This is a genomic window from Lacrimispora sphenoides JCM 1415 (assembly GCF_900105615.1).
In the GTDB taxonomy this organism is placed as follows: Bacteria; Bacillota; Clostridia; order Lachnospirales; family Lachnospiraceae; genus Lacrimispora; species Lacrimispora sphenoides.
This window is the reverse complement of sequence record NZ_LT630003.1, coordinates 1,347,986-1,367,850: the sequence shown is the minus strand read 5'-3', so window position 1 is coordinate 1,367,850 and position 19,865 is coordinate 1,347,986. Positions and strand designations below refer to the sequence as shown.

Genomic DNA, 19,865 nt, shown 5'->3' with positions numbered 1-19,865 from the left:
GTTTCTTCTCCTCTTCATTTTTTCTTATTCATTATAAAATTGTTATGGTATAACTTAACTCTTCTAAAAGCCCTGGCTCTGCAATCAATACATTTCTCTTATGCTCCAACACATCGTCCTCATCGCTGCAGGTGGAAAGACCAGACCATGGCTCCATAGCAATAAAAGGTCCGTTGTTGTTTGAGGACCACAGAATCAGATATGGAAACTGTGGAAACTCCAATTGGACTCCTTTTTGCTCCTGCCTGTGGATGTACTGGATTTTCCGGGATTTTAACTGATCAAAGATCATTGCATCCTTTTTAAACAGATCATGATTTAAGCGTAATGTATCACTGCCTTCCAGCATGAGAGTTCGTTTTCCCATATCGATCAGTCCTGTCTCTGTCACAGGAGCAGGAACCGTACAATTTTCCTCCTGTTCAAAAACAATCTTATAGTCGGAATAATCCTCCCCGCTGTCCAGGGGACAATTAAATGCAGGATGACCTCCTATAAAAAACGGCATATTCGCAGTATCCCTGTTCAAAATCCCATAGGTTACCTGTATCTGCTTTTCCTTCAGCGTATAAGTGATGGACAGACGAAACTGATAGGGAAAATGAGAAAGCATAGATTCATTTTCCACAATGGAGAAACAAATTTTGTCTTTGTACATGAATTCCAGTTTAAATTCTTCCTTCCGTACAATGCCATGTCTTGGCATGTGAACCGGCTTTCCATCTTCCGTCACTGCCTGTTCTTCTCTCAGACTTCCGCAGATGGGAAACAGCACAGGCGCCTGGCCGCTCCAATACCTGGGGTCTCCCTGCCATAAATATTCCCGTCCACTCTTGTCCCTGATTGAGGTCAATCCTCCGCCCTTAGTCGTAAATTCCACGCATAAATCGTCATTCTCCAATAGATAGTTCATTGCATCCTCCGATCCTGCATACTTCAATCTCCGGCAGAAGCCGTTCCATATCCTCAAGTCTGTAATATCCGGTTTCTTCCCTTAATGCTGCGGCTGCTGAAATAGCGCTGGCTTTTCTTAAGATTTCTTCCACAGGCAGACCCTGGCTCAGCCCCAGGGCAAAACCGGCAATCATGGAATCCCCGCACCCCACCGTATTAACCGCATGAATCTTTGGCACTGTGGCCCGGTAAACTCCCGTATCACAAACAACGAAGGATCCGTCTTTTCCAAGAGAAACTGCCACAATTTCCACGCCACGCCTATGGATCTCACCGGCCGCCCGGATCATCTCATCCAGACTGTCACAGGACTTTCCGGTCAGCATCCGGATTTCATCCAAATTGGGCTTAATCATGGTTGGCCGGGCCTCTATCCCCATCTCAAGAAGCGATCCGCTGGTATCCAGTATCACCTTTTTTCCAAGGTCTTTTCCAATCTTTATCAGGCGCTGGTATGCAGTTCCATCAAGACCTTTCGGAACGCTTCCAGACATAGCCACCACCTCTGCCTGTTTGGCCAATTCTTCAAACTGCCCGGTAAAACGCCAGAAATCTTCCATTGTAACTGTAAAACCCGGCTCCAGAAATTCAGTCTGGATTTTATTTTTCTCATCCCAGATATTAATGCAGGAACGGCTTTCCTCCTTTAAATGACAGAATGCACTTTTAATCCCAAATGGCTTTAACGAATCCTCAATATAGCTTCCCGCATGGCCGCCGATAAAACCGGTAGCAACCACTTGGGCACCGGAAATGGCAGCCGGCTTGGAAACATTCAGTCCTTTTCCGCCCGGAGTATAAGTACATTCCTTTACCCGGTTTACCTCTCCTATGCAAAACCCATCCACTACATAGCGTTTATCAATAGCTGCATTCAGTGTCACCGTCAGTATCATGGCTGCCTCCTATTCTTCATTTACCAGCAGAACTTTTCCCTTGACCTGGCCTGGTATCTTGAACATCTGAAAGGCCTCCTGTGCCTGGCTCATGGGAACCTTTTTATAGATAAAACCCGGATCGAACTTAAGCTGTCCAGTCGCAAAGTAGTGTGCAGTCAGGCTCCACTCTTTTCCAGGGAACGGGGAACTGTAAGACATCCAGGAACCGGTCAGATGAAATTCCTTCCGGTTCATATTTTCCCACATGGCCGGAGTAAACGCAAGCTCCTCATGGGGAGTGCCCACAAAGCATACATGAGCTTTATTCGCCGCCAGTTCAAAGGCCATGTGCATGGTGGGTATCTGTCCGGCCGTCTCAAATACGTAGGAAAAGCCTTTCCCCTCAGTAATAGCCATGGCCTTTTCCATATGGCCATCTTCAGTGGTGTTGACGGTTTCATCGGCTCCCAGCCGTTTTGCAAGCTCCAGACGCTCATGACTGATATCAAATACCACAACTTTTCTGGAACCAAATATTTTAGCCCACTGCATCGTAAACATGCCTATGGTTCCGCCGCCTAAAACAGCAACATACTCACCTCCCCTGTACTCATTCTGGAAAATCCCATGAAGGGCAACCGTGGATGGTTCAAACATGGCGCCCTGCTCATAGGAAATGCTCTTATCAAACACAACCGCGTTCTGCTCCGGTAATACTACATAATCCGCATTGCTCCCCTGCTGTCTGGAACCGATAAAACTATAATGCTTGCAGAGGGAAAAGTTTCCATTCTGACAATCATCACATTTCATACAGGGAAGCAACGGTGCACCGGATACTCTGTCACCGACTTTGATTTTCTTAACGCCCTCTCCTACTTCCACTACATCACCGGAAAATTCATGTCCCAGCACGATGGGATAATAGTGAACTCCATGATGCAGGACTCTGGGTATGTCAGAACCACATATACCGGACGCTTTCACTCTCACCTTTACCAGTCCCGGTCCTGCCACCGGTTCCTCATAATCCTGATATGTTACATTTTCATTTGCACAAACGACTGCCGCTTTCATTTTCAGCCTCCTACTTTTCCATAATTGTTTGTAATGAGTCGTATATCTCCAGATAATTCCGGTAATTCCGGTCATATACCTCCCGATTGTCCTGATTTGGCACATGGTAGCGCTTATTTTTAACGGTTATCTTTACCGCATCTTCAAAACTCCCATAGATTCCTACGCCTACTCCAGCCAGGATGGCAGCACCAAGGGTAGTGGCGGTATCGGATGATGGAACTGCAATGGGCTTTCCCGTCACATCCGACTTGATTTGCGTCCATAAAAGGGAATTTGCAGAACCTCCCATTGCCCTTAGTACGCTCACTTTAGCACCTGCATGCTCGGCAACCTCCAGATTATGCTTTAAGGACATGGCAACGCCTTCCATGGCTGCACGGATTAAATGACCTTTTGTCTTGCTGAAATCCAGGCCATAATAAACACCCTTTGCCTTTGGGTTCCAGATAGGGGAACGCTCACCTGCCATATAGGGCAGAAAAATCAATCCATCGCTTCCCGGAGCAGTTTCCTGCGCCAGATCATTAAGCAATTCCAATGAGCTTCTGCCGCAGCGCCTGCCTTCTTCTCTTTCATAATCAGCCAATTCCCGCTCCAGCCAGCGCATCACTCCGCCACCGCCTGTTGTACCTCCCTGAAGCAGCCACATGCCGGGAATCACATGGTAACCAAGAATCAGCCGCATATCTGCCTTATATTGATCCATACAAATGCTCATTCCGCCTGCCTGCCCGCCCTGTTCCTGAGTTTCTCCTGAGTGGATCACACCGGCGCCCAGGGTTCCGCAGGCTGCATCAAGACCCCCGGCCACGACAGGAGTCCCGGCAGCGAGACCGGATTGTGCCGCTGCATGGTCCGTCACTGTTCCGATCACTTCATGGCAGGAATAGATCTCAGGCAGGAGCCCTTCCGGGATGCCAAACGCTTCACACATTTCCCGATTCCAGGTGCCTGTATGCATATCAAAGCAATGCAGTCCGTATCCCTGAGAGACATCCTGTGTCATCTTTCCAGTCAGCTTACATGCGATGTAGCTGTTAGACTGGAGAATTTTATATGTACGCTCATACACCTGAGGAAGATTTCTCTGATACCAGATGATTTTAGGTGTGGTATAGGATGGCTGAAGAGAATTGCCGGAAATTTCAAAGATCCTTTTTTCTCCCACCCTGTCATTTAATTCCTTGCAGATATCGTCTGCTCTGGTATCCATCCAGATTGGCGTATCAGCCAGAACATTTCCTTCCCGGTCGACCGCTACTGCCGCCCAGCTCTGCCCGTCGATTCCGATTCCGGCAATTTGCCCTGCCGGGATTTTGGATTGTTCCAATACCCCTTTTATCCCACGGCAAATCCCTGTCCACCAGTCCTCCGGGTTCTGCTCCGCCCAGCCTGGCTTTGGATAAGAAACCTCATATTCTTCGCTGGCAGAGGAAATGACGTTTCCTCCCTGGTCAAAAAGAGCCACCTTGCAGGCGCTCGTACCGATATCGATTCCCAATAAATATGGTCCCATATCATTCTCCGTCCTGTTTCTATTTTGCCTTATGGTCGCATCCGCAAACCAGGATGCGGTTTTTTACAAGTTCCTTTACGGCTTCCATTCCAACGCCTCCCAGTTTTTTGGGATCAAACATATCCGGATTTTCTGCAATCAGCTTCTTTCCTGCATCTGTGTAGGCAACTCGCAGTTCTGTTGCAAAATTCACCTTACACATGCCTCTCTGCACACACTCCCGGATATCCTCGTCTCTTAAGCCAGACGCACCATGAAGTACCAGTGGGATTGAAACCAGCGACTTAACCTCCGAAACTCTCTCTTTGTCAAGGACAGGCGTATCTGCATAGAATCCATGGGCCGTTCCAATGGCTATTGCCAATGAATCCACCCCCGTGCGTTCAACGAACTCCCTGGCCTCTGCCGGGTCGGTATTCGTATCTCCCTCGGCTTCCAGATCATCTTCCTTTCCGCCTACCTTACCCAGCTCTGCTTCCACCGTAACACCGCATGCTTTTGCAACTTCTGTCACCTTTTTCGTAAGGGCGATATTCTGTTCAAAGTCCTCATGGGAGCCATCGATCATGACCGATGTATAACCTGCTTGGATGGCCCGCACTGCAAGCTCAAAGCTGCTTCCATGATCCAGATGGAGGCATACCGGAATACCGGCCTTTTCTGCCTCCGCAGCTACCAGGGCCTGATATGTTTTTAAGGTTCCATACTTTACAGTAGACGGTGTGGTCTGAAGCATCACCGGAGCCTGCAGCTCCTTGGCTGCGGCAATGACTGCCTTTACCATCTCCATATTTTCCACATTAAATGCCCCTACTGCGTATCCACCCTTCTGTGCATCCAGCAGCATCTGTTTCGACGTAACTAATGCCATAGTACTTCCTCCTAAAATCGTGATGGTTTTTTGTTCTGACTTTAATTATAAAGATATTTCCCCAAATGATTAGTGCCTTATGAGACAACCCAAGACCGATAATGTCGTGTTTTCGAACATCTTGACTTAGGCCTCCTCTCTTGGTAAACTGGTGATAGCACTGGGAAACAGGAGGTATGCAATGAGAACGGTATATACTGATCTGAATATTAAGATTACAATCAATGATACAACATTCCTTGTCCTGAACATTGTGTTCGAGCGATTTCTCCGTTCCATGCCCAGGCACAGCCACGGGAACAACAGCTACGAGATCCATTACATTCCCTATGGTCACGGAACTGTCTATATTGATGACCAGGTTTATGACATTACCCCTAATACCCTTTACATGACCGGTCCCCATGTGGAGCATGAACAGATCCCCATTAAAAATGATCCAATGACAGAGTATTGCATCTATTTTAAGCTTCGGAATTCCGGTTCCGGAAATCTGGGAACGGAAACCGTGGCATATAAATTCCAGCATACCCATTTCTGGTTCGGTCAGGATACCCAGGAGCTATATCCGCTGATGCAGCAGATTTTCTTTGAACTGGAGCACCGGTATACCGGTTACATGATTCAGGTAGAAACCCTGCTTCAGCAGTGTGTGGTGAAAATTGTCCGCAACTATGAAAACAGGCGGCAATCGAAGGTACATTTTTCTCCGTCCAATCTGGTGGACAGCAAATATATCATTGTTGAGGAAAGTTTTCTTTATGAATATGAGACCCTTACTTTAGAAAGCCTGGCCGCACGCCTTGGCTTAAGCATCCGGCAGACAGAACGATTTTTAAAAGAATACTATGGAAAGACATTTCTTCAGAAAAAAACTGAGGCAAAGATGTCCATGGCAAAAATTTATCTGAACGACGCCGGCTTAAACATTTCAGAGATTGCCGACCGGCTCAATTATTCATCTGTTCAGCATTTCTCTTATGCATTTAAGCAGTATTACGGAATTTCAGCTAGCATTTATCGGAAAAATTGTCAATAATAATAGCGGTTCTCTATGTCTTTAATGAACTGCCCCCAATCAGTTGGACCAAAAATCTAACTTATTGGAGGCCACATCATAATTAACATAGCAGAACCGCTTTTTTATTTTACTTTCGCTAAGACAGAATCACCAGCTAAATTTTATATTTTAAAGGAATAATAATAAGACTTTTCCTTTTCCATCAGCCGCCGGATATCCACCTTAAAGATATCACTGATGCAGCGATGAACTCTGTGGTCCGATGCTTCCTCATAGGCGACCACCTTTCCATTTTCCATCACAGCCAGACGGTCTGAGTAATTAAGAGCCAGATTAAGATCATGCAAAACCAGCACAATGGTTTTTCCAAGCTTCCTGTTTAAACTGTTTATAAGCTCCATAATTTCATAGGAGACATTAATATCAAGATATGTTGTGGGTTCATCCAGAATAATAACCGGCGTATCCTGAGCCAGTACCATGGCAAGAAAGACACGCTGGCGCTCTCCTCCGGAAAGCTGGCACATATTTTTATTTCTCAGAGACTGGCAGTATGTCATTTCCATGGCATATTCCGTCAGCCGTTTATCCTCGGCAGAAGAGAAACTGATTGGAGACTGATGTGGATATCTTCCTGACATTACCGCATCTTCCACTGCCATATCCGGTATGTGGCTGCTTTGAAGCAGCACAGATACACTCCTGGCAAACTCCTTTCGTTTCATAACGCCGATCTCTTTATTCTCTAAAAATACCTTTCCCTGATCCGGATGCAACAGACGGGAAGAAAGCTTTATCACCGTACTTTTTCCACATCCATTGGGCCCGACGATGGTGGTTATCTTTCCTTTTTCAAACGTTAAATCCAGCCCATGGATCAGCGGCTGCCTGTTATAAGAATAAGTCACATCCTCAAGCCTGATCATAATTTCCATCATTCCTTCCGCCTGTTTTTTAGAATCAGATAAAGAAAAAACGGTCCTCCCATCAAGGACATCAAAATACCCACCGGCAGCTCATAGGGCAGGAATAAGGTTCTGGCAAGCAGATCACACAAAATTACGAAGACACCACCTGTCAGAGCGCTTGCGGGTATGACATACCGGTTGTCCTGACCGATCATTAATTTCACCCCATGAGGAACCAGAAGGCCCACAAAACCGATCATCCCGGCAAAGCTGACCGCCGCGCCTGCAAGTATGGCTGCAATGGCCAAATAGGCACATCGGCAGGCATTTACATTCATTCCCAGGGTTTTTGCACTGTCTGCCCCAAGATTTAAAATGTTTAAACCCTTGGAGCAAAGCAGTGCCAGAATAAAGCCTGCAGCTATAAAAACCGAAGGATAGACAAGTACATTTGAAGTAACAGAGGAAAGTCCTCCCACCAGAAAATTTCCTGCCCCTACGTAGGCATCGGGATATAAAATCATAATCGTATTCATTCCTGCGCTGAAAATACTGTTTACCGCAAAGCCTGTCAAAACCAACAGAACCCTTGACAATCTTCCGGTCATGGTAATGGCAAGAACCAGCATACAGGCAAGGAGGGCACCGGAAAACGCCGACAAAGGCAGGAGGAGCGGGTCTGCCGGAAGAAATGCAGATGCCAGCAAAACAAAAAGTCCGGCTCCTGCATTCACTCCTATGATATTAGGACTTGCCAGAGGATTGTTTAACACGGACTGAATGATCGCACCGGATACTGCAAGCGCGCTTCCTGCAAGCAAGGCTGCTGTGACCCTTGGCAGGCGGACTGTAAGAAGAATCCGATATAAAAAATCATCAGGCTCTCCTGCAAACAGGGTAGCTACGAGAACAGTTGGCCGGATGTTACTGGTTCCCAGGCATAATCCCAGCAAAACCGAAACTGCAAGCCCCGCAGATGATAAGAGGATAAGCAGCCTCGCCTTATTATTTCTTCCCATATAGAATCTCCGTAAGGTATTGATAGCTTTCCGCCCATTTTTCATTGGGTTTATAAAGGAATTTTCCCTTTGGCAAAAGAATATAACGGTTATTTTTAACGGCGGAAAGGCCATTCCATGCCGGATTCTTTTCAATGCTTTCCTTTAAATTCTTCATGGCAAGGGTATCGTCATTTCCCATGGGGATCACAAAAATATAATCCGGATCTTCTTTTACGATGCTCTCCATGTTAAACTCCTTTAACAGGCTCTGATTCTCGTCAGCTATGTTTTTACAACCCAGATCATTTAACATGTTTCCTGTCATGGTCTTGGAATTTTGCGCCACCGCTCCGCCGGAATATGTAATGAGAAGTAAAACAGTGGGAGGCTCCTCAGCTTTTGCCCTGTCGAGGATTTCTTCAATCTCTGTTTTTACAGCCAGCCCATTTTTTTCATACAGCTCTTCTCTTCCGGTTATTTCCGTACAGGTCTTAAGCATGGACAGGTAGTCATCAAAATATGTGACTTTAAAATAGGCAGCCGTAATACCTACTTGTTTTAAAACCTCTTTAAGCGCTGCATGCTCCTTGGTTTCTGATGACAATAGAACCAGATCCGGGTTTAAGGCTATGATTTTTTCTACATTGGGATTGTTATATTTCCCCACGGATACAGTTTCCTCCGAAAGCTCCAGTCCTCTTTCATCAAATGCATCATCCGTAACACCGGCCAGACTGCCTCCGGCTGACAGCCAGACTTCTGCAAAGCTCCCCATTAACGCCACCACACGCTCCGTTTTCCTGACCGTCACCTCCTGCCCAAGGGCATCGGTAAAGCAGTATCCCTCCGGCATGTCGGCAGCCGGTTCCCCTGTCTTTTTGCCGCACCCGGCAAGCATATTTACTATCATAAAAAGCATCACTGCATACGCCATGGATTTTTTCTTCAATTTATTAAGGCACCTTCTTTGCATAATTGTTTTCCGTAAGCGCAATAGCTGTCTTCTGCCATATAATCGCCGTCATGATAATATCCTGCCCTCGCACGGCAGCCTCCGCACTCTTCTTCGTAAATACAGTCACGGCATGTCCCCTTGTAATTCCGGGTGCGCAGGGTTTTAAACAGGCTGCTGTTTTTCCATATTTCATCAAACGGTTCTTTGCGGACATCTCCTGCTTCCTCAACCATATAGGCACAGGGGCGGACCTTTCCAACAGGGCTTACCACGCAGTAGGAAAGTCCGGCCAGGCAGCCTCTGGTAAAACGGGTATCAACCTCCATCTCCTTTGCCACTCTTGTAAATTGAGGGGCACAGGTGGGTTTGATATCAATGGGAACTTCCTTCTGCTTCTTCATGATAATCTGCAGAAGCCTTTCGTACTCTATGACTTTCAGCGAGGTTTCTTCTAAATATTTCCCTCTGCCAACCGGAATCAGAAAAAACAGGTAATTGGCTACAGCGCCTGATTTCACGCTGAAGTCAATAATATCTTCCACTTCCTCCTGATTCCAGTCCATGACCGTAGTATGTATCTGAAAGGGCAGGCCGGCTTTTTTACAATTTTCGATTCCCTCTAAAGTCAGCCGGTATGCATTTTCATCTCCCCTGAATCTGTTATGTTTTTGTTCATCCAGGCTGTCAAGGCTGATCCCCATGACTGCAGCTTTGCATTTCTTTAAATTCTTAGCCGCTTCCTCCGTAATCAGCATACCGTTGGTGCCAAAAACAGGCCGAAGGCCCGCACCGGCAGCATAGGATACCAGGGTATAGATATCCGGGCGCATTAACGGTTCCCCTCCGCTGAATATCATAATGCGAAAACCAGCCCTGGCGATTTCATCGATCAGCCTTTTGGCTTCTTCCGTTGTTAATTCATCTGCCTTTTTACTGCCGGCATCCTGGTAACAATGTTTGCACTTAAGATTACACTGGTTTGTTGTCATCCACGAAACGATCATATGCTTTCTCCTTGTACTATTCTATAAACCATTTAATTCATCATAATTCCATCAGCTCTTTTTCATTCCATAATTTTTTGATTTTTACCGATTAAATTCTTTTAACCATTCATGGGAAACAGGTGTTATAATATAGTTTTTAATAAATAGTATCAATAACGGTTCCTCATGTGTTGTAATTACAACAACAAAATGGGAAATCATATGTTATGATAAACATATCGAATAACCCAGAATTTTATCGCATACAGAAAGGAAGAAAAATGGCACATTATATAAATATTACTGACACCATTTACGATATAACCGAAAAATTCCCCGAAACAATCGGACTGTTTGTTGCAAATGGTTTTGAGCAATTAAACAATCCAATCATGCGCAACACCCTTGGTAAGACGGTCACTCTGGAAATGGCCTTATCCATGAGAAAGCTAAATCAGGAGCTTTTCATAGAAAAACTGGAAGAGACCATTAAGCAAAACCTTCCGGACCTCACTTCCGGACTTACCCCTACGAGAAAAGAAGAAGGCGGTGATATCCGCATTGAAGGGGTACTCCCCTGCCCCATCCGCCTTCCTCTTTTGGAAAAGTTTGAAGCCTGGATGGCTTCCCAAAAGGATTCCATGGACTATAAGGTGGACTACAATTTAAAATCTGCCAACCTTGGACTTGATGATGTAAAGGAACGGATCATCGCCGCAGACGGCAACGCTGATGCCTTATCCGATCTCTATCTTTCGGCTGGCTTTGACTTGTTTTTTGATAAAAACCTGATGGGACGTTACCGGGATTCCGGTACCTTTGAAGATATTTCTGATATGAAGCAAATAAATCCTGATTTTGACAATGACGCCATTTCTTTAAAGGATCCAAAAAACCAATATGCCATCATCGGCATTGTTCCTGCGGTTATTATGGTGAATACCGCTGTTTTAGGAGACCGTCCGTTTCCTGAAAGCTGGGCGGATTTAATGAAACCTGAATTTGAAAACAGCGTCAGCATGCCAATGAAGGACTTGGACATGTTCAACGCATTTTTGCTGCATATCCACCGGTATTATGGAGATGAAGGCATTGAAAAAATGGGAAAGGCTCTTTTGCGCAGCATGCATCCGGCCCAGATGGTAAAATCCCATATATCAAAGGATGGAAACAAGGTTCCTGCCGTTACGATTTCCCCTTACTTTTTTGCCAGTATGGCAGATGAGAAAAGCCCCCTCCGGCCCGTATGGCCAAAGGATGGCGCGATCATCAGCCCGATTTTCCTTTTGGCAAGTACAAAGAACAAGGAGAAGGTCAAACCATTTGTGGACTTCCTGTATTCCAAAGAAATAGGTGAAATCCTTTCCTCTAACGGGAAATTTCCTTCTACCAATCCGCTGGTGGACAACCACTTAAGACCAGATCAGAAATTCATGTGGCTTGGCTGGGATTATATTCACAGCCATGATATCGGAGCGCTTATCAATACTACTGAACAGCTGTTTTATCAGGCAGCGGAAAAGGAGGCTTTATGAATCTGATTATTGTATCAGGCCCACCTTCCTCCGGGAAGACGTCTGTGATATTAAAAACCATCGCCTCTTATCAGAGCAGAAATATAAAGGTAGGTGTTGTCAAATTTGACTGTCTTTATACGGATGACGATGCTGCCTATGAAAAAGCCGGTATACCGGTTAAAAAGGGACTTTCCGGTGCCTTATGCCCTGATCATTTCTTTGCTTCCAATATTGAAGAGGTGGTAAATTGGGGCAAAGAGGAAAATCTGGATTTGCTCATCACAGAATCCGCCGGTCTTTGCAACCGCTGTTCCCCCTATTTAAAGGAAATCAAGGGAGTATGCGTCATTGACAATCTTTCCGGCATCAATACTCCGAAAAAGATCGGCCCCATGTTAAAATCCGCTGATTTTGTGGTGATTACAAAGGGGGATATTGTGTCCCAGGCGGAACGTGAGGTTTTCGCCTCCTGTGTAAGCTCCGTAAATCCCCGTGCCGTCACCATGCATGTAAACGGCTTAACCGGGCAGGGAGCCTACGAGCTTGGAAGCCTTCTCTATGATGAAAACCAGAACATTGAATCTGTCCAGGGCATGCAGCTTCGCTTCCCTATGCCTTCTGCTCTCTGCTCCTATTGTCTTGGAGAAACAAGGATCGGAGAAGCATTTCAGATGGGAAACGTTAAAAAAATCAATTTGGGGGCAGATAAGACATGATAGAATTAAGCTTAGACCAGCTTCTTAAAGAATATCCCTTTGTAAGCGCATACTTTGAACAAAACAGGCTGGATATTGCAGGGTATGGAGATAAGACCTTCCGGGAATATTTAGAGCATTTTACAGAAGAGGAATTAGAGGACCAGGCCATTGACAAGGAAAAACTCCTGTCCAATCTTCCTGTTTACTTAGAACAGATGAGTGCGTTTCTGGGGCTTGAAAAAAGCAACCGGGTCCTTTCCATGACAATCCTTGCGGGAAATGACAAATCCGGCAATCCGGAAGGCTTTACAGAACTAACGGTGGAAACCTCTCAGATTATATCCATCGTAGGGCCTACAGGGTCCGGCAAAAGCCGCCTTTTGGCAGATATCGAATGGGCGGCCCAAAAGGATACGCCTACAGGCCGCAGCATTTTGATTAATGGAAAGAAACCGGATAATAAATGGCGTTTCTCCTCCAACAACCGGCTGGTGGCACAGTTATCCCAGAATATGAATTTTGTTATGGACCTTACGGTAGAAGAATTTTTAAGGATGCATGCCGTAAGCCGGCTGGTGGAGAACCCCCAGACTGTTATTGAACAGATCATCCTGGCCGCCAATCATCTGGCAGGTGAAAAATTTGACTTAACCACTCCTGTCACCAGTTTAAGCGGAGGACAGTCCAGAGCCTTGATGATCGCAGATACTGCTATTTTAAGCTCTTCTCCCATTGTTCTTATCGATGAAATCGAAAATGCCGGAATTGACCGTAAAAAGGCTCTTGAGCTATTAATCTCCTCCGATAAGATCGTGTTAATGGCAACTCACGATCCTCTTCTTGCACTTATGGCAGACAAGCGGATCATCATTAAAAACGGCGGTATCAGCAAAGTCCTGGATACCAGCGGGGAAGAAAAACTCTTGTTAGAGGAGCTTGAAAAGATGGATTCCCTGATACAGACTGCACGTCAGGAGCTGCGTAAGGGAAGTACCTTGTTTTCGAAAACCCTGGACATGGGAGTATAATACTATTTAGAGAAAAAAGAATCCTGTTTGACAGCGGAAGTGTTAAGACTTCCGCCGGCAAACAGGATTTTTACTTAACCGATCGTAACACTTATTTACAGGAATAAATCCTCACTTCAAAGATCCCCGCTTCCCTGCTTCCATATGTAGAAATGGGACTGATCCGGATGGCGTCTCCTACCGTTCCGTCAATGAAAAGCTGCTGTAGCCTCTGTCCATGGGACTGGGCGGCCATATGCTCCACAACTTTCCCTTCCAGAAGGATATCCACTTCATATTCTTTTAAAAGCTCCGACGGCGGCCCGGACTTCTGTCTGGATAGCACGTCCTGATTTATGGAAGGAGTAATCTCCCTGCTTAAATTGGAATCCAGTACCAGACGTATTTCCCGGATAGGCGTCTTCCCTGGCAGGGATAGAAGCAGGGAAGGGCGGTCTTCTATGGTGGCACGCCAGCAGTTTGACTCTTCATCCACCGTTCTTGCCACTCCGTTTACCGCCTTTTCCGGCTCACATCCCGGAATATGGTGGGTCGCTGTCACCACTGCCTGCCTGGCGAAATCATCAGGATCCTGGTTGGCAGCAAAGGGAATATAGCAGTCATCCTTTAAAAGCTCCTGCTGCAGTTCCCCCACATAATCAAGGATTTCCCGAGGCCCCAGATTCCTTTTTACTGCCATGGAAGCGGCCGTACCTACCGCCTGACCAACGACCGCACAAGTTCCCATAACCCTTGTGGAGGAAAATGCCACATGAGAACAGCTGATTGCCCTGCCTCCTAAAAACAGGTTGCTGATGTTCTTTGAATACAGGCACCGGTAGGGTATGGAGTATATGCCGTTAACCTGGTTCCAGACCGTAGGATCATCGTTCTCATTTAGAAAGCCTTCAACTGTATGAATATCCATGGGCCATCCCCCAAAGGCTATGGCATCCTCAAACCGGGTGCTCTGAAGACAATCCTTTTCCGTCAGCACATAATCTCCTATGAGCCGGCGGCTTTCCCTTTTTCCAGGAAGAAAGCCCACCCATTCCAGTTCCATACGCTCCGCACCGTGTTCTCCGCCGTTTTTAATATGATCCCATACACCAAATACAGCCTTTAACAGATCGTCACGAAGCTCTTCCCCTTGGGAAATCACATCCCGTTCTCCGCCTCCCAGCTCGATCCACCAATACCCGGAGGTGACATCACTGTGATCCCGCAGCCTAAGCTGCTCCTCGGTATAGGTATTGGCCCAGAAAGGCTTTATAAAAGGCACCTCATGACCCATGTCACGAGCCTTGAACATAAGGGAGTTTCCCATGGTATAGGGATCTTCTTTTTCCGGAGCCAGGGACTCTCCATATTGGGAACTGCTTTCCCTTCCGATCCGGTACTCTGCTCCCGCCTTAGCTCCCAGAACGCCGTCACCCGTGGCATCTAAAAACAGAGTACCGAAAATGCGGAACGTTTTCTCCGTTGTCATCTGCAGGGCACATACCGCTTCGATCCTGTCACCATCGCACAAGACCTCCGTCATATGAGTATTTAAATAAAGGGTCAGGTTTTCCTGATAATGAACCTTTTCCCATAGAACGGAATCAAAAATCGGATACACCATCTCTGGATTTCTCCGCTTGTTTTCCAGAAGTATTTCTTCTATTATTCCTGTTTCACGGGCATTTGGAACCGCCATGTGATGGTCTGCCCCGCAGATATGCATCCGGATTTCGGAGCTGGCATTGCCGCCTAAAACAGGCCTGTCGTGGATCAAGGCCGTATTCACACCTCTTCTGGCGGCAGCAATGGCCGCGCAGATGCCGGACATACCGCCTCCAACTACGACAAAGTCATAATGATATGTGTTCACGGATTCACCCCCAATTCCATAAGGCGGCTCTGAATCTTTTTCACTTCTAAGTCTCTGGGCACTGTTTCAGAAGCGGCGCACATGGCTGCTGCAATCCCCACCGCCTGCCCCATATTGGCGCAGATCGGCATGACCCGGTAATTGGAATGGGCCATGTGGGTTCCTGAAATATTTCTTCCCGCCAGATACAGATTGTCGATTTCCAATGGTACGAAACAGCCGTAAGGGATGGTATATCCTTTTGTCTGAGGAAAATGCTTTTGACTGCCGGTTTCGTCCAGGCCATTGCCGGTTAAATTATGTACGTCAAAATTAAAGCAGGCCTTTGCCACCACCCAGTTGTCAAATACCCTGGCCTCCAGGATATCCTGCGGACGAATGGTCTCAACTCCCTTAAAATGCCTGGTTTCCCGGATTCCTACCAGGGATGCGGAGCTGATGATATAACAGTTTTCAAAGCCCGGTACATATCTTCTAAGGAAAGCAACGATTTGATCCATCTGCTCTCTGCATACAAGGGTTGCCTTCGTCAGATCCTCGGCATTTGTACCGTCCACTCCGGTACAGTTGGTCATATTGCAGGTGACTACTCCCGGAAGCGTTGTCTTGTAAAGGAGCACATGTCCCGCAGGCTCTGGCAGATGCTTCTTTCCCAGCTCCTGTAAATCCCCGTCGGGAAGGTCAAAGCTTTCTTCAAAGCCGCCGGGAAAAACACCTCTCTCCTCATCAACGCCTGCCACCTTAAACATGATCGTAGCCGGCTGCATGAGTCCGTCGCCTTCTCTGCCCTTAAAATAGGGAGCCCCGGCCTTTGCCGCTATGTCGCCATCACCTGTAGCATCAATGACGATCTTCGCGAGAACAGCCTCCCTGCCAGACTTGCTTTCCAGGATCACTCCCTTGATCACATTCCCCTCCATAATAACATCACTGGCAAAGGTATACAGCCTGAGACTAACCTCAGCCTCCATAAGCATGCGGAGAAAAACTGTCTTTAAACGCTCAGGATTAATGATCTGCCGTCCTTCCCCGGAAAACTCTGCCGAACGGCTCAGGATTTCCTCGTAAAATCCCCCTTCCGTGCTTCCCGTCCAGTGGCTCATAAGTCCTGCCGTGGCGATTCCTCCCACATCTCCAGCCTGCTCCACCAGCATGGTCACAGCGCCTTCTCTTGCCGCTGCAACCGCTGCCCCGATTCCTGCCGGCCCTCCTCCCAGCACCAGCACATCCACCTCACGTATTACAGGTATCTCTCTCTTATTTTCCATTATATATTTCATATTCTCAACCTTATCCTTTCACTGCACCAGCCACCAGGCCCTTAACAAGAAACTTCTGCCCCAGTAAAAATACGAGAAAAGCCGGAATCAGGGCAGAGGCCGCTGCTGCCATGACCAGATTATACTCCGTCACACTTTCTTCAATAAAATTCGTAAGTGCAATAGGAATTGTATACAATCGCCAATCGCTTAAAAATACCAATGGCTCCAGATAGCTGTTCCAGTTCCACAGGAACACCACCATTGCAAGAGAGGCCATATTAGGCTTCGCAATAGGCACCATGATCTTTAACCATATGAGAAACTCGTGGGCCCCATCTACCCTTGCCGACTCTCTCAGTTCATCCGGAATCTGCATAAAATACTGGCGCATGAGAAATGTGCCTGTAATGGTAATCAGCCCCGGAAGAATCAGGGTTAAATGGGTTCCGGTGAGCCCCATTTTATTAAACATGACAAACTTGGGGATCAGGGTCACCTGACTGGGGATCATCATGGTGGCCAGATAGATCAGAAAGAGGATATTTCGTCCTCTGAACTTAATTTTAGCAAAGGCATACCCTGCCAGAGTGCTGGTAAGCACGGATCCCGTCAGATTGATGACGGCGATCTTTATGGAGTTCCAGTATGCCAGGCCGAAATGGTAATCCCTGACTGCCAGGCCTCCCACATTCCACACTTTCTTGTAATTATCAGGATAAAAATATTTTGGTATCCATTCAATCGGAAGCTTCATGACATCCAGAGGAAGCTTCATTGATGCCGAAAGCATCCATAAAAACGGGGTGACCATGGAGACAGCCAGAGCCCCTATGACTACGGTAAACAGGACCCTAAGGATGATCCGTTGATATTTCTTCATTCCAGGCGCCACCTTTCTTCTTTATTGCCCATGTCCTTTGGGCATACAGGTATACCCGCAGGGTGTTTTCTTAATAACTGACCCATTTTTTCTGCCCCGCCCATTGGAACATGGTTATGCCAAAGAGGATCAAGAACAATATCCACGACATAGCGGAAGCATATCCCATCTTGTAGAAGGTAAAGGCCGAAGTGTAAATATAGTAAACCAACACATTGGTGGCCGTTCCGGGGCCGCCTCTTGTCATGATCTGAATAGGCGCAAACACCTGGAACGAGGTGATGAACGTAGTAATGATCAGGAAAAAGGTAGTAGGTGATAAAAACGGGATCGTGAGTTTAAAGAATTTCTGAACCTCTCCTGCTCCGTCAATATCCGCCGCCTCATAAACATCCTGAGGAAGTCCCTGAAGTGCCGATGTATAGATCATATTGGCATACCCCACTCCTGACCATACGGTCATAAGCATCAGCGCGGGCAAAGCCCAGGTTGTATCTCCAAGCCACTGGGGAGGATTCTCCACTCCAAATAACTTCACCAACTGGGTAAATGGCCCCCAGGGGGAATACATCATCACCCAAACAATGGCAACCGCTACGATATTGGATATGTAGGGCATAAAAAGCGCCAGCCTCATGGGAAGTCTGGCAACGCAGTATTTATCAATGATGACCGCTAACACCAGTGCCAGAAAAACGGTCACCGGTACCACTCCAACCGCAAAAATGATGGTGTTAATCAGGGAACTGGTAAACCATCCATCCTGCCACATGTCAATAAAATTTTTAAGTCCGATAAAATCCCAGTTGCCGATCCCTTTGGTATAATCCCAGTTCGTAAAGCTGATGATCAGAGAAAAGATCATGGGAAATAAGGTGAAAAGGCATACACCGATAATATTGGGCAGAATGAAAGCATAGCCGGTTAAATCCACCTTTAGCTGTCTGCTAAGCCTGATTTTCTTCATGTTCAGTGGTTCCCTCCTTTCTTCTTTTTATTATCCCGGGGCTGCATAATGGAACCAGCAGCCCCGGGAATTTTTCTCTGATTATTTCTGCAAAAGCTCATCAGCTCTGGCTTTGGCCTTATTCATGCCTTCCTCCGCTGTCTGCTTTCCGATAAATATCCCTTCCAGTTCTTCCACCGCGATTTTCTTTACCTCTGCAATATGGTTGGTGATGGAAGGTACCGCGTAATTGTCTGCCGGTGTGATAAGGATCTTCTGGGTGGTTTCTGCATCTAAATAATCCTCGGCTCCCATGACAAACGCCTCTGTTACCTCAAGGGCATTATAAGTATTGGAAGCCGGCACCCGGCCACCTTCCACTACGGGAAGCATTCCTTCATTAGCGTACCATTTTGCAAATTCCCATGCTGCCTCAATGTTCTGGGACTTTGGATTGATGCACAGATGATCGCCATAGCCTCCCTGGGTATAATTTCTCTGTCCTTTTTCCACCACAGGATAAGGAGCGAATGCCGTCTTAAAGTCATGGGGATAGCTGGCCTGATCCTTAACGCTTCTTACAATCCACGGTCCCACCGTCATGGCAGATTTTCCGGTCAGGAACATGCTTTCCTGAGACAGCTTTTGGGTCACAGAATCCGTATGAGTAGGAGATGTTTTATCCACATTCATCATGTTATTGATCAGTTCAACGGATTTAAGTACCACAGGATCATCAAAGCTGGTTTCCTTGTCATTTTTATACATAGGATCTCCGCCGGTTGTCTGGGCCACCAGGTAAGTGAAAAGATAGGTCAGATCCTGCTGGGAATTCCAAAACATGCCGTAAACCTTATCCTGGCCTTCTCCATGAGTAAGCTTTTTGGCGATCTCGCGGAATTCGTCAAATGTCCATTCCGTAGGAATCTCAATCCCGGCTGCTTCAAACATGTCTTCATTTAAAACAATTCCATACTGATCCAGCTTTGTAGGAATGGAATAAGGCTTTCCGTTTATGTAATACGCCTCTGCCAGGGTCCCGAAATATTTTGTCAGTTGGAAATCATCACGGGCAATCAGTTCTGAAAGATCCAGTGCCATGTTTCCTTCCGCACGCTTTGTCAGAACATCGGTGCTGTATGTCATATAAAGGTCCACACCGTCTCCTGAGAGAAGATTTGTTTCCAGCTTTAAATTTCCCGTATCATCATTTACAAACCGTTCGTACTCTACCTGTATCCCTTTGTCCTTGTAGAGCTGGTTAAAATTATCACAAACAGCCTGAGGACCAGCTTCCGCAGGAACGCCTCCCCACATCCGCAAAACTACAGGTTCTCCATTTCCTGCTTTTGGCGCTTCTGTTTTTGATTCATCTGTTTTAGCTGTCTCCCCAGACGCAGTTACCTGTTCTGTTTTCTGGCCGCTCTGGCAGCCGGCCATCACTGACATTGCCATTAGAGATGCCATGCCGAGTGCCCCTATCTTTTTCCACTTTCTCATTATACCTTCCTC

The 19,865-nt window shown here is 46.7% G+C and carries 18 protein-coding genes; 4 read left to right on the top strand and 14 right to left on the bottom strand.

The window, feature by feature from the left end:
- Positions 1–31: 31 nt before the first annotated feature.
- From BMX69_RS06055 to BMX69_RS06035, 5 genes are read right to left on the bottom strand one after another with little or no spacing between them, the layout of a single operon-like run.
- On the bottom strand, positions 32–913 hold the full coding sequence (locus BMX69_RS06055; RefSeq protein WP_054790568.1) for an aldose 1-epimerase family protein: 882 nt from the start codon (positions 911–913) through the stop codon (positions 32–34).
- Positions 891–1,850 carry a 1-phosphofructokinase gene (gene pfkB, locus BMX69_RS06050; protein ID WP_100041848.1) on the bottom strand — a complete coding sequence of 320 codons (960 nt, stop codon included), beginning with the start codon at positions 1,848–1,850 and terminating at the stop codon, positions 891–893. Before pfkB ends, BMX69_RS06055 begins: the two co-directional genes overlap by 23 nt.
- Before the next feature lie 9 nt (positions 1,851–1,859).
- The gene (locus BMX69_RS06045) at positions 1,860–2,909 is read right to left on the bottom strand and encodes a galactitol-1-phosphate 5-dehydrogenase (RefSeq protein WP_054790567.1); all 1,050 of its coding nucleotides are present in this window, start codon (positions 2,907–2,909) and stop codon (positions 1,860–1,862) included.
- Positions 2,910–2,919: 10 nt separating this feature from the next.
- Positions 2,920–4,428 carry a xylulokinase gene (xylB, locus tag BMX69_RS06040; protein WP_100041847.1) on the bottom strand — a complete coding sequence of 503 codons (1,509 nt, stop codon included), beginning with the start codon at positions 4,426–4,428 and terminating at the stop codon, positions 2,920–2,922.
- Positions 4,429–4,447: 19 nt separating this feature from the next.
- Entirely contained in the window at positions 4,448–5,299 is an 852-nt protein-coding gene (locus BMX69_RS06035; RefSeq protein WP_054790566.1) for a class II fructose-bisphosphate aldolase, read from the bottom strand.
- Positions 5,300–5,480: 181 nt separating this feature from the next.
- Between BMX69_RS06035 and BMX69_RS06030 the strand changes: the two genes are divergently transcribed.
- Complete coding sequence (locus BMX69_RS06030) at positions 5,481–6,338, top strand: AraC family transcriptional regulator (RefSeq protein ID WP_025232769.1); 858 nt, start codon at positions 5,481–5,483, stop codon at positions 6,336–6,338.
- A gap of 143 nt (positions 6,339–6,481) precedes the next feature.
- On the opposite strand, the gene BMX69_RS06025 is transcribed toward BMX69_RS06030, so the two are convergent.
- Genes BMX69_RS06025 through nirJ2 form a run of 4 tightly spaced genes read right to left on the bottom strand, consistent with a single transcriptional unit; the run spans position 6,482 to position 10,188 of the window.
- Complete coding sequence (locus BMX69_RS06025; protein ID WP_100041846.1) at positions 6,482–7,258, bottom strand: ABC transporter ATP-binding protein; 777 nt, start codon at positions 7,256–7,258, stop codon at positions 6,482–6,484.
- Complete coding sequence (locus tag BMX69_RS06020) at positions 7,255–8,247, bottom strand: FecCD family ABC transporter permease (RefSeq protein ID WP_100041845.1); 993 nt, start codon at positions 8,245–8,247, stop codon at positions 7,255–7,257. The genes BMX69_RS06025 and BMX69_RS06020 overlap by 4 nt, the downstream gene beginning before the upstream one ends.
- The gene (locus BMX69_RS06015) at positions 8,234–9,139 is read right to left on the bottom strand and encodes an ABC transporter substrate-binding protein (protein WP_166433181.1); all 906 of its coding nucleotides are present in this window, start codon (positions 9,137–9,139) and stop codon (positions 8,234–8,236) included. The genes BMX69_RS06020 and BMX69_RS06015 overlap by 14 nt, the downstream gene beginning before the upstream one ends.
- 35 nt (positions 9,140–9,174) lie before the next feature.
- The gene (gene nirJ2 / locus BMX69_RS06010; RefSeq protein ID WP_100043786.1) at positions 9,175–10,188 is read right to left on the bottom strand and encodes a putative heme d1 biosynthesis radical SAM protein NirJ2; all 1,014 of its coding nucleotides are present in this window, start codon (positions 10,186–10,188) and stop codon (positions 9,175–9,177) included.
- Between the two features lie 263 nt (positions 10,189–10,451).
- Here nirJ2 and BMX69_RS06005 point away from each other — a divergent pair, with 263 nt between their 5' ends.
- From BMX69_RS06005 to BMX69_RS05995, 3 genes are read left to right on the top strand one after another with little or no spacing between them, the layout of a single operon-like run.
- The gene (locus tag BMX69_RS06005) at positions 10,452–11,705 is read left to right on the top strand and encodes an ABC transporter substrate-binding protein (RefSeq protein ID WP_100041843.1); all 1,254 of its coding nucleotides are present in this window, start codon (positions 10,452–10,454) and stop codon (positions 11,703–11,705) included.
- Positions 11,702–12,403, top strand: a complete 702-nt coding sequence (locus tag BMX69_RS06000) for a GTP-binding protein (RefSeq protein ID WP_054790563.1) — start codon at positions 11,702–11,704, stop codon at positions 12,401–12,403. Before BMX69_RS06005 ends, BMX69_RS06000 begins: the two co-directional genes overlap by 4 nt.
- The gene (locus BMX69_RS05995; protein WP_100041842.1) at positions 12,400–13,413 is read left to right on the top strand and encodes an ATP-binding cassette domain-containing protein; all 1,014 of its coding nucleotides are present in this window, start codon (positions 12,400–12,402) and stop codon (positions 13,411–13,413) included. Before BMX69_RS06000 ends, BMX69_RS05995 begins: the two co-directional genes overlap by 4 nt.
- 91 nt (positions 13,414–13,504) lie before the next feature.
- Here the strand turns inward: BMX69_RS05995 and BMX69_RS05990 are convergent, their stop codons facing one another.
- The 5 genes from BMX69_RS05990 to BMX69_RS05970 all read right to left on the bottom strand — a co-directional run bounded on the left by BMX69_RS05990 (position 13,505) and on the right by BMX69_RS05970 (position 19,853).
- Positions 13,505–15,265 carry an FAD-dependent oxidoreductase gene (locus tag BMX69_RS05990; RefSeq protein WP_100041841.1) on the bottom strand — a complete coding sequence of 587 codons (1,761 nt, stop codon included), beginning with the start codon at positions 15,263–15,265 and terminating at the stop codon, positions 13,505–13,507.
- Entirely contained in the window at positions 15,262–16,545 is a 1,284-nt protein-coding gene (locus BMX69_RS05985; RefSeq protein WP_100041840.1) for an FAD-dependent oxidoreductase, read from the bottom strand. Before BMX69_RS05985 ends, BMX69_RS05990 begins: the two co-directional genes overlap by 4 nt.
- 10 nt (positions 16,546–16,555) lie before the next feature.
- Complete coding sequence (locus BMX69_RS05980) at positions 16,556–17,407, bottom strand: carbohydrate ABC transporter permease (RefSeq protein WP_100041839.1); 852 nt, start codon at positions 17,405–17,407, stop codon at positions 16,556–16,558.
- Between the two features lie 70 nt (positions 17,408–17,477).
- Positions 17,478–18,374: a carbohydrate ABC transporter permease gene (locus BMX69_RS05975; protein WP_100041838.1), complete on the bottom strand. Its 897-nt coding sequence runs from the start codon at positions 18,372–18,374 to the stop codon at positions 17,478–17,480.
- Between the two features lie 81 nt (positions 18,375–18,455).
- The gene (locus BMX69_RS05970; RefSeq protein WP_054790560.1) at positions 18,456–19,853 is read right to left on the bottom strand and encodes an ABC transporter substrate-binding protein; all 1,398 of its coding nucleotides are present in this window, start codon (positions 19,851–19,853) and stop codon (positions 18,456–18,458) included.
- Between the last annotated feature and the right edge of the window lie 12 nt (positions 19,854–19,865).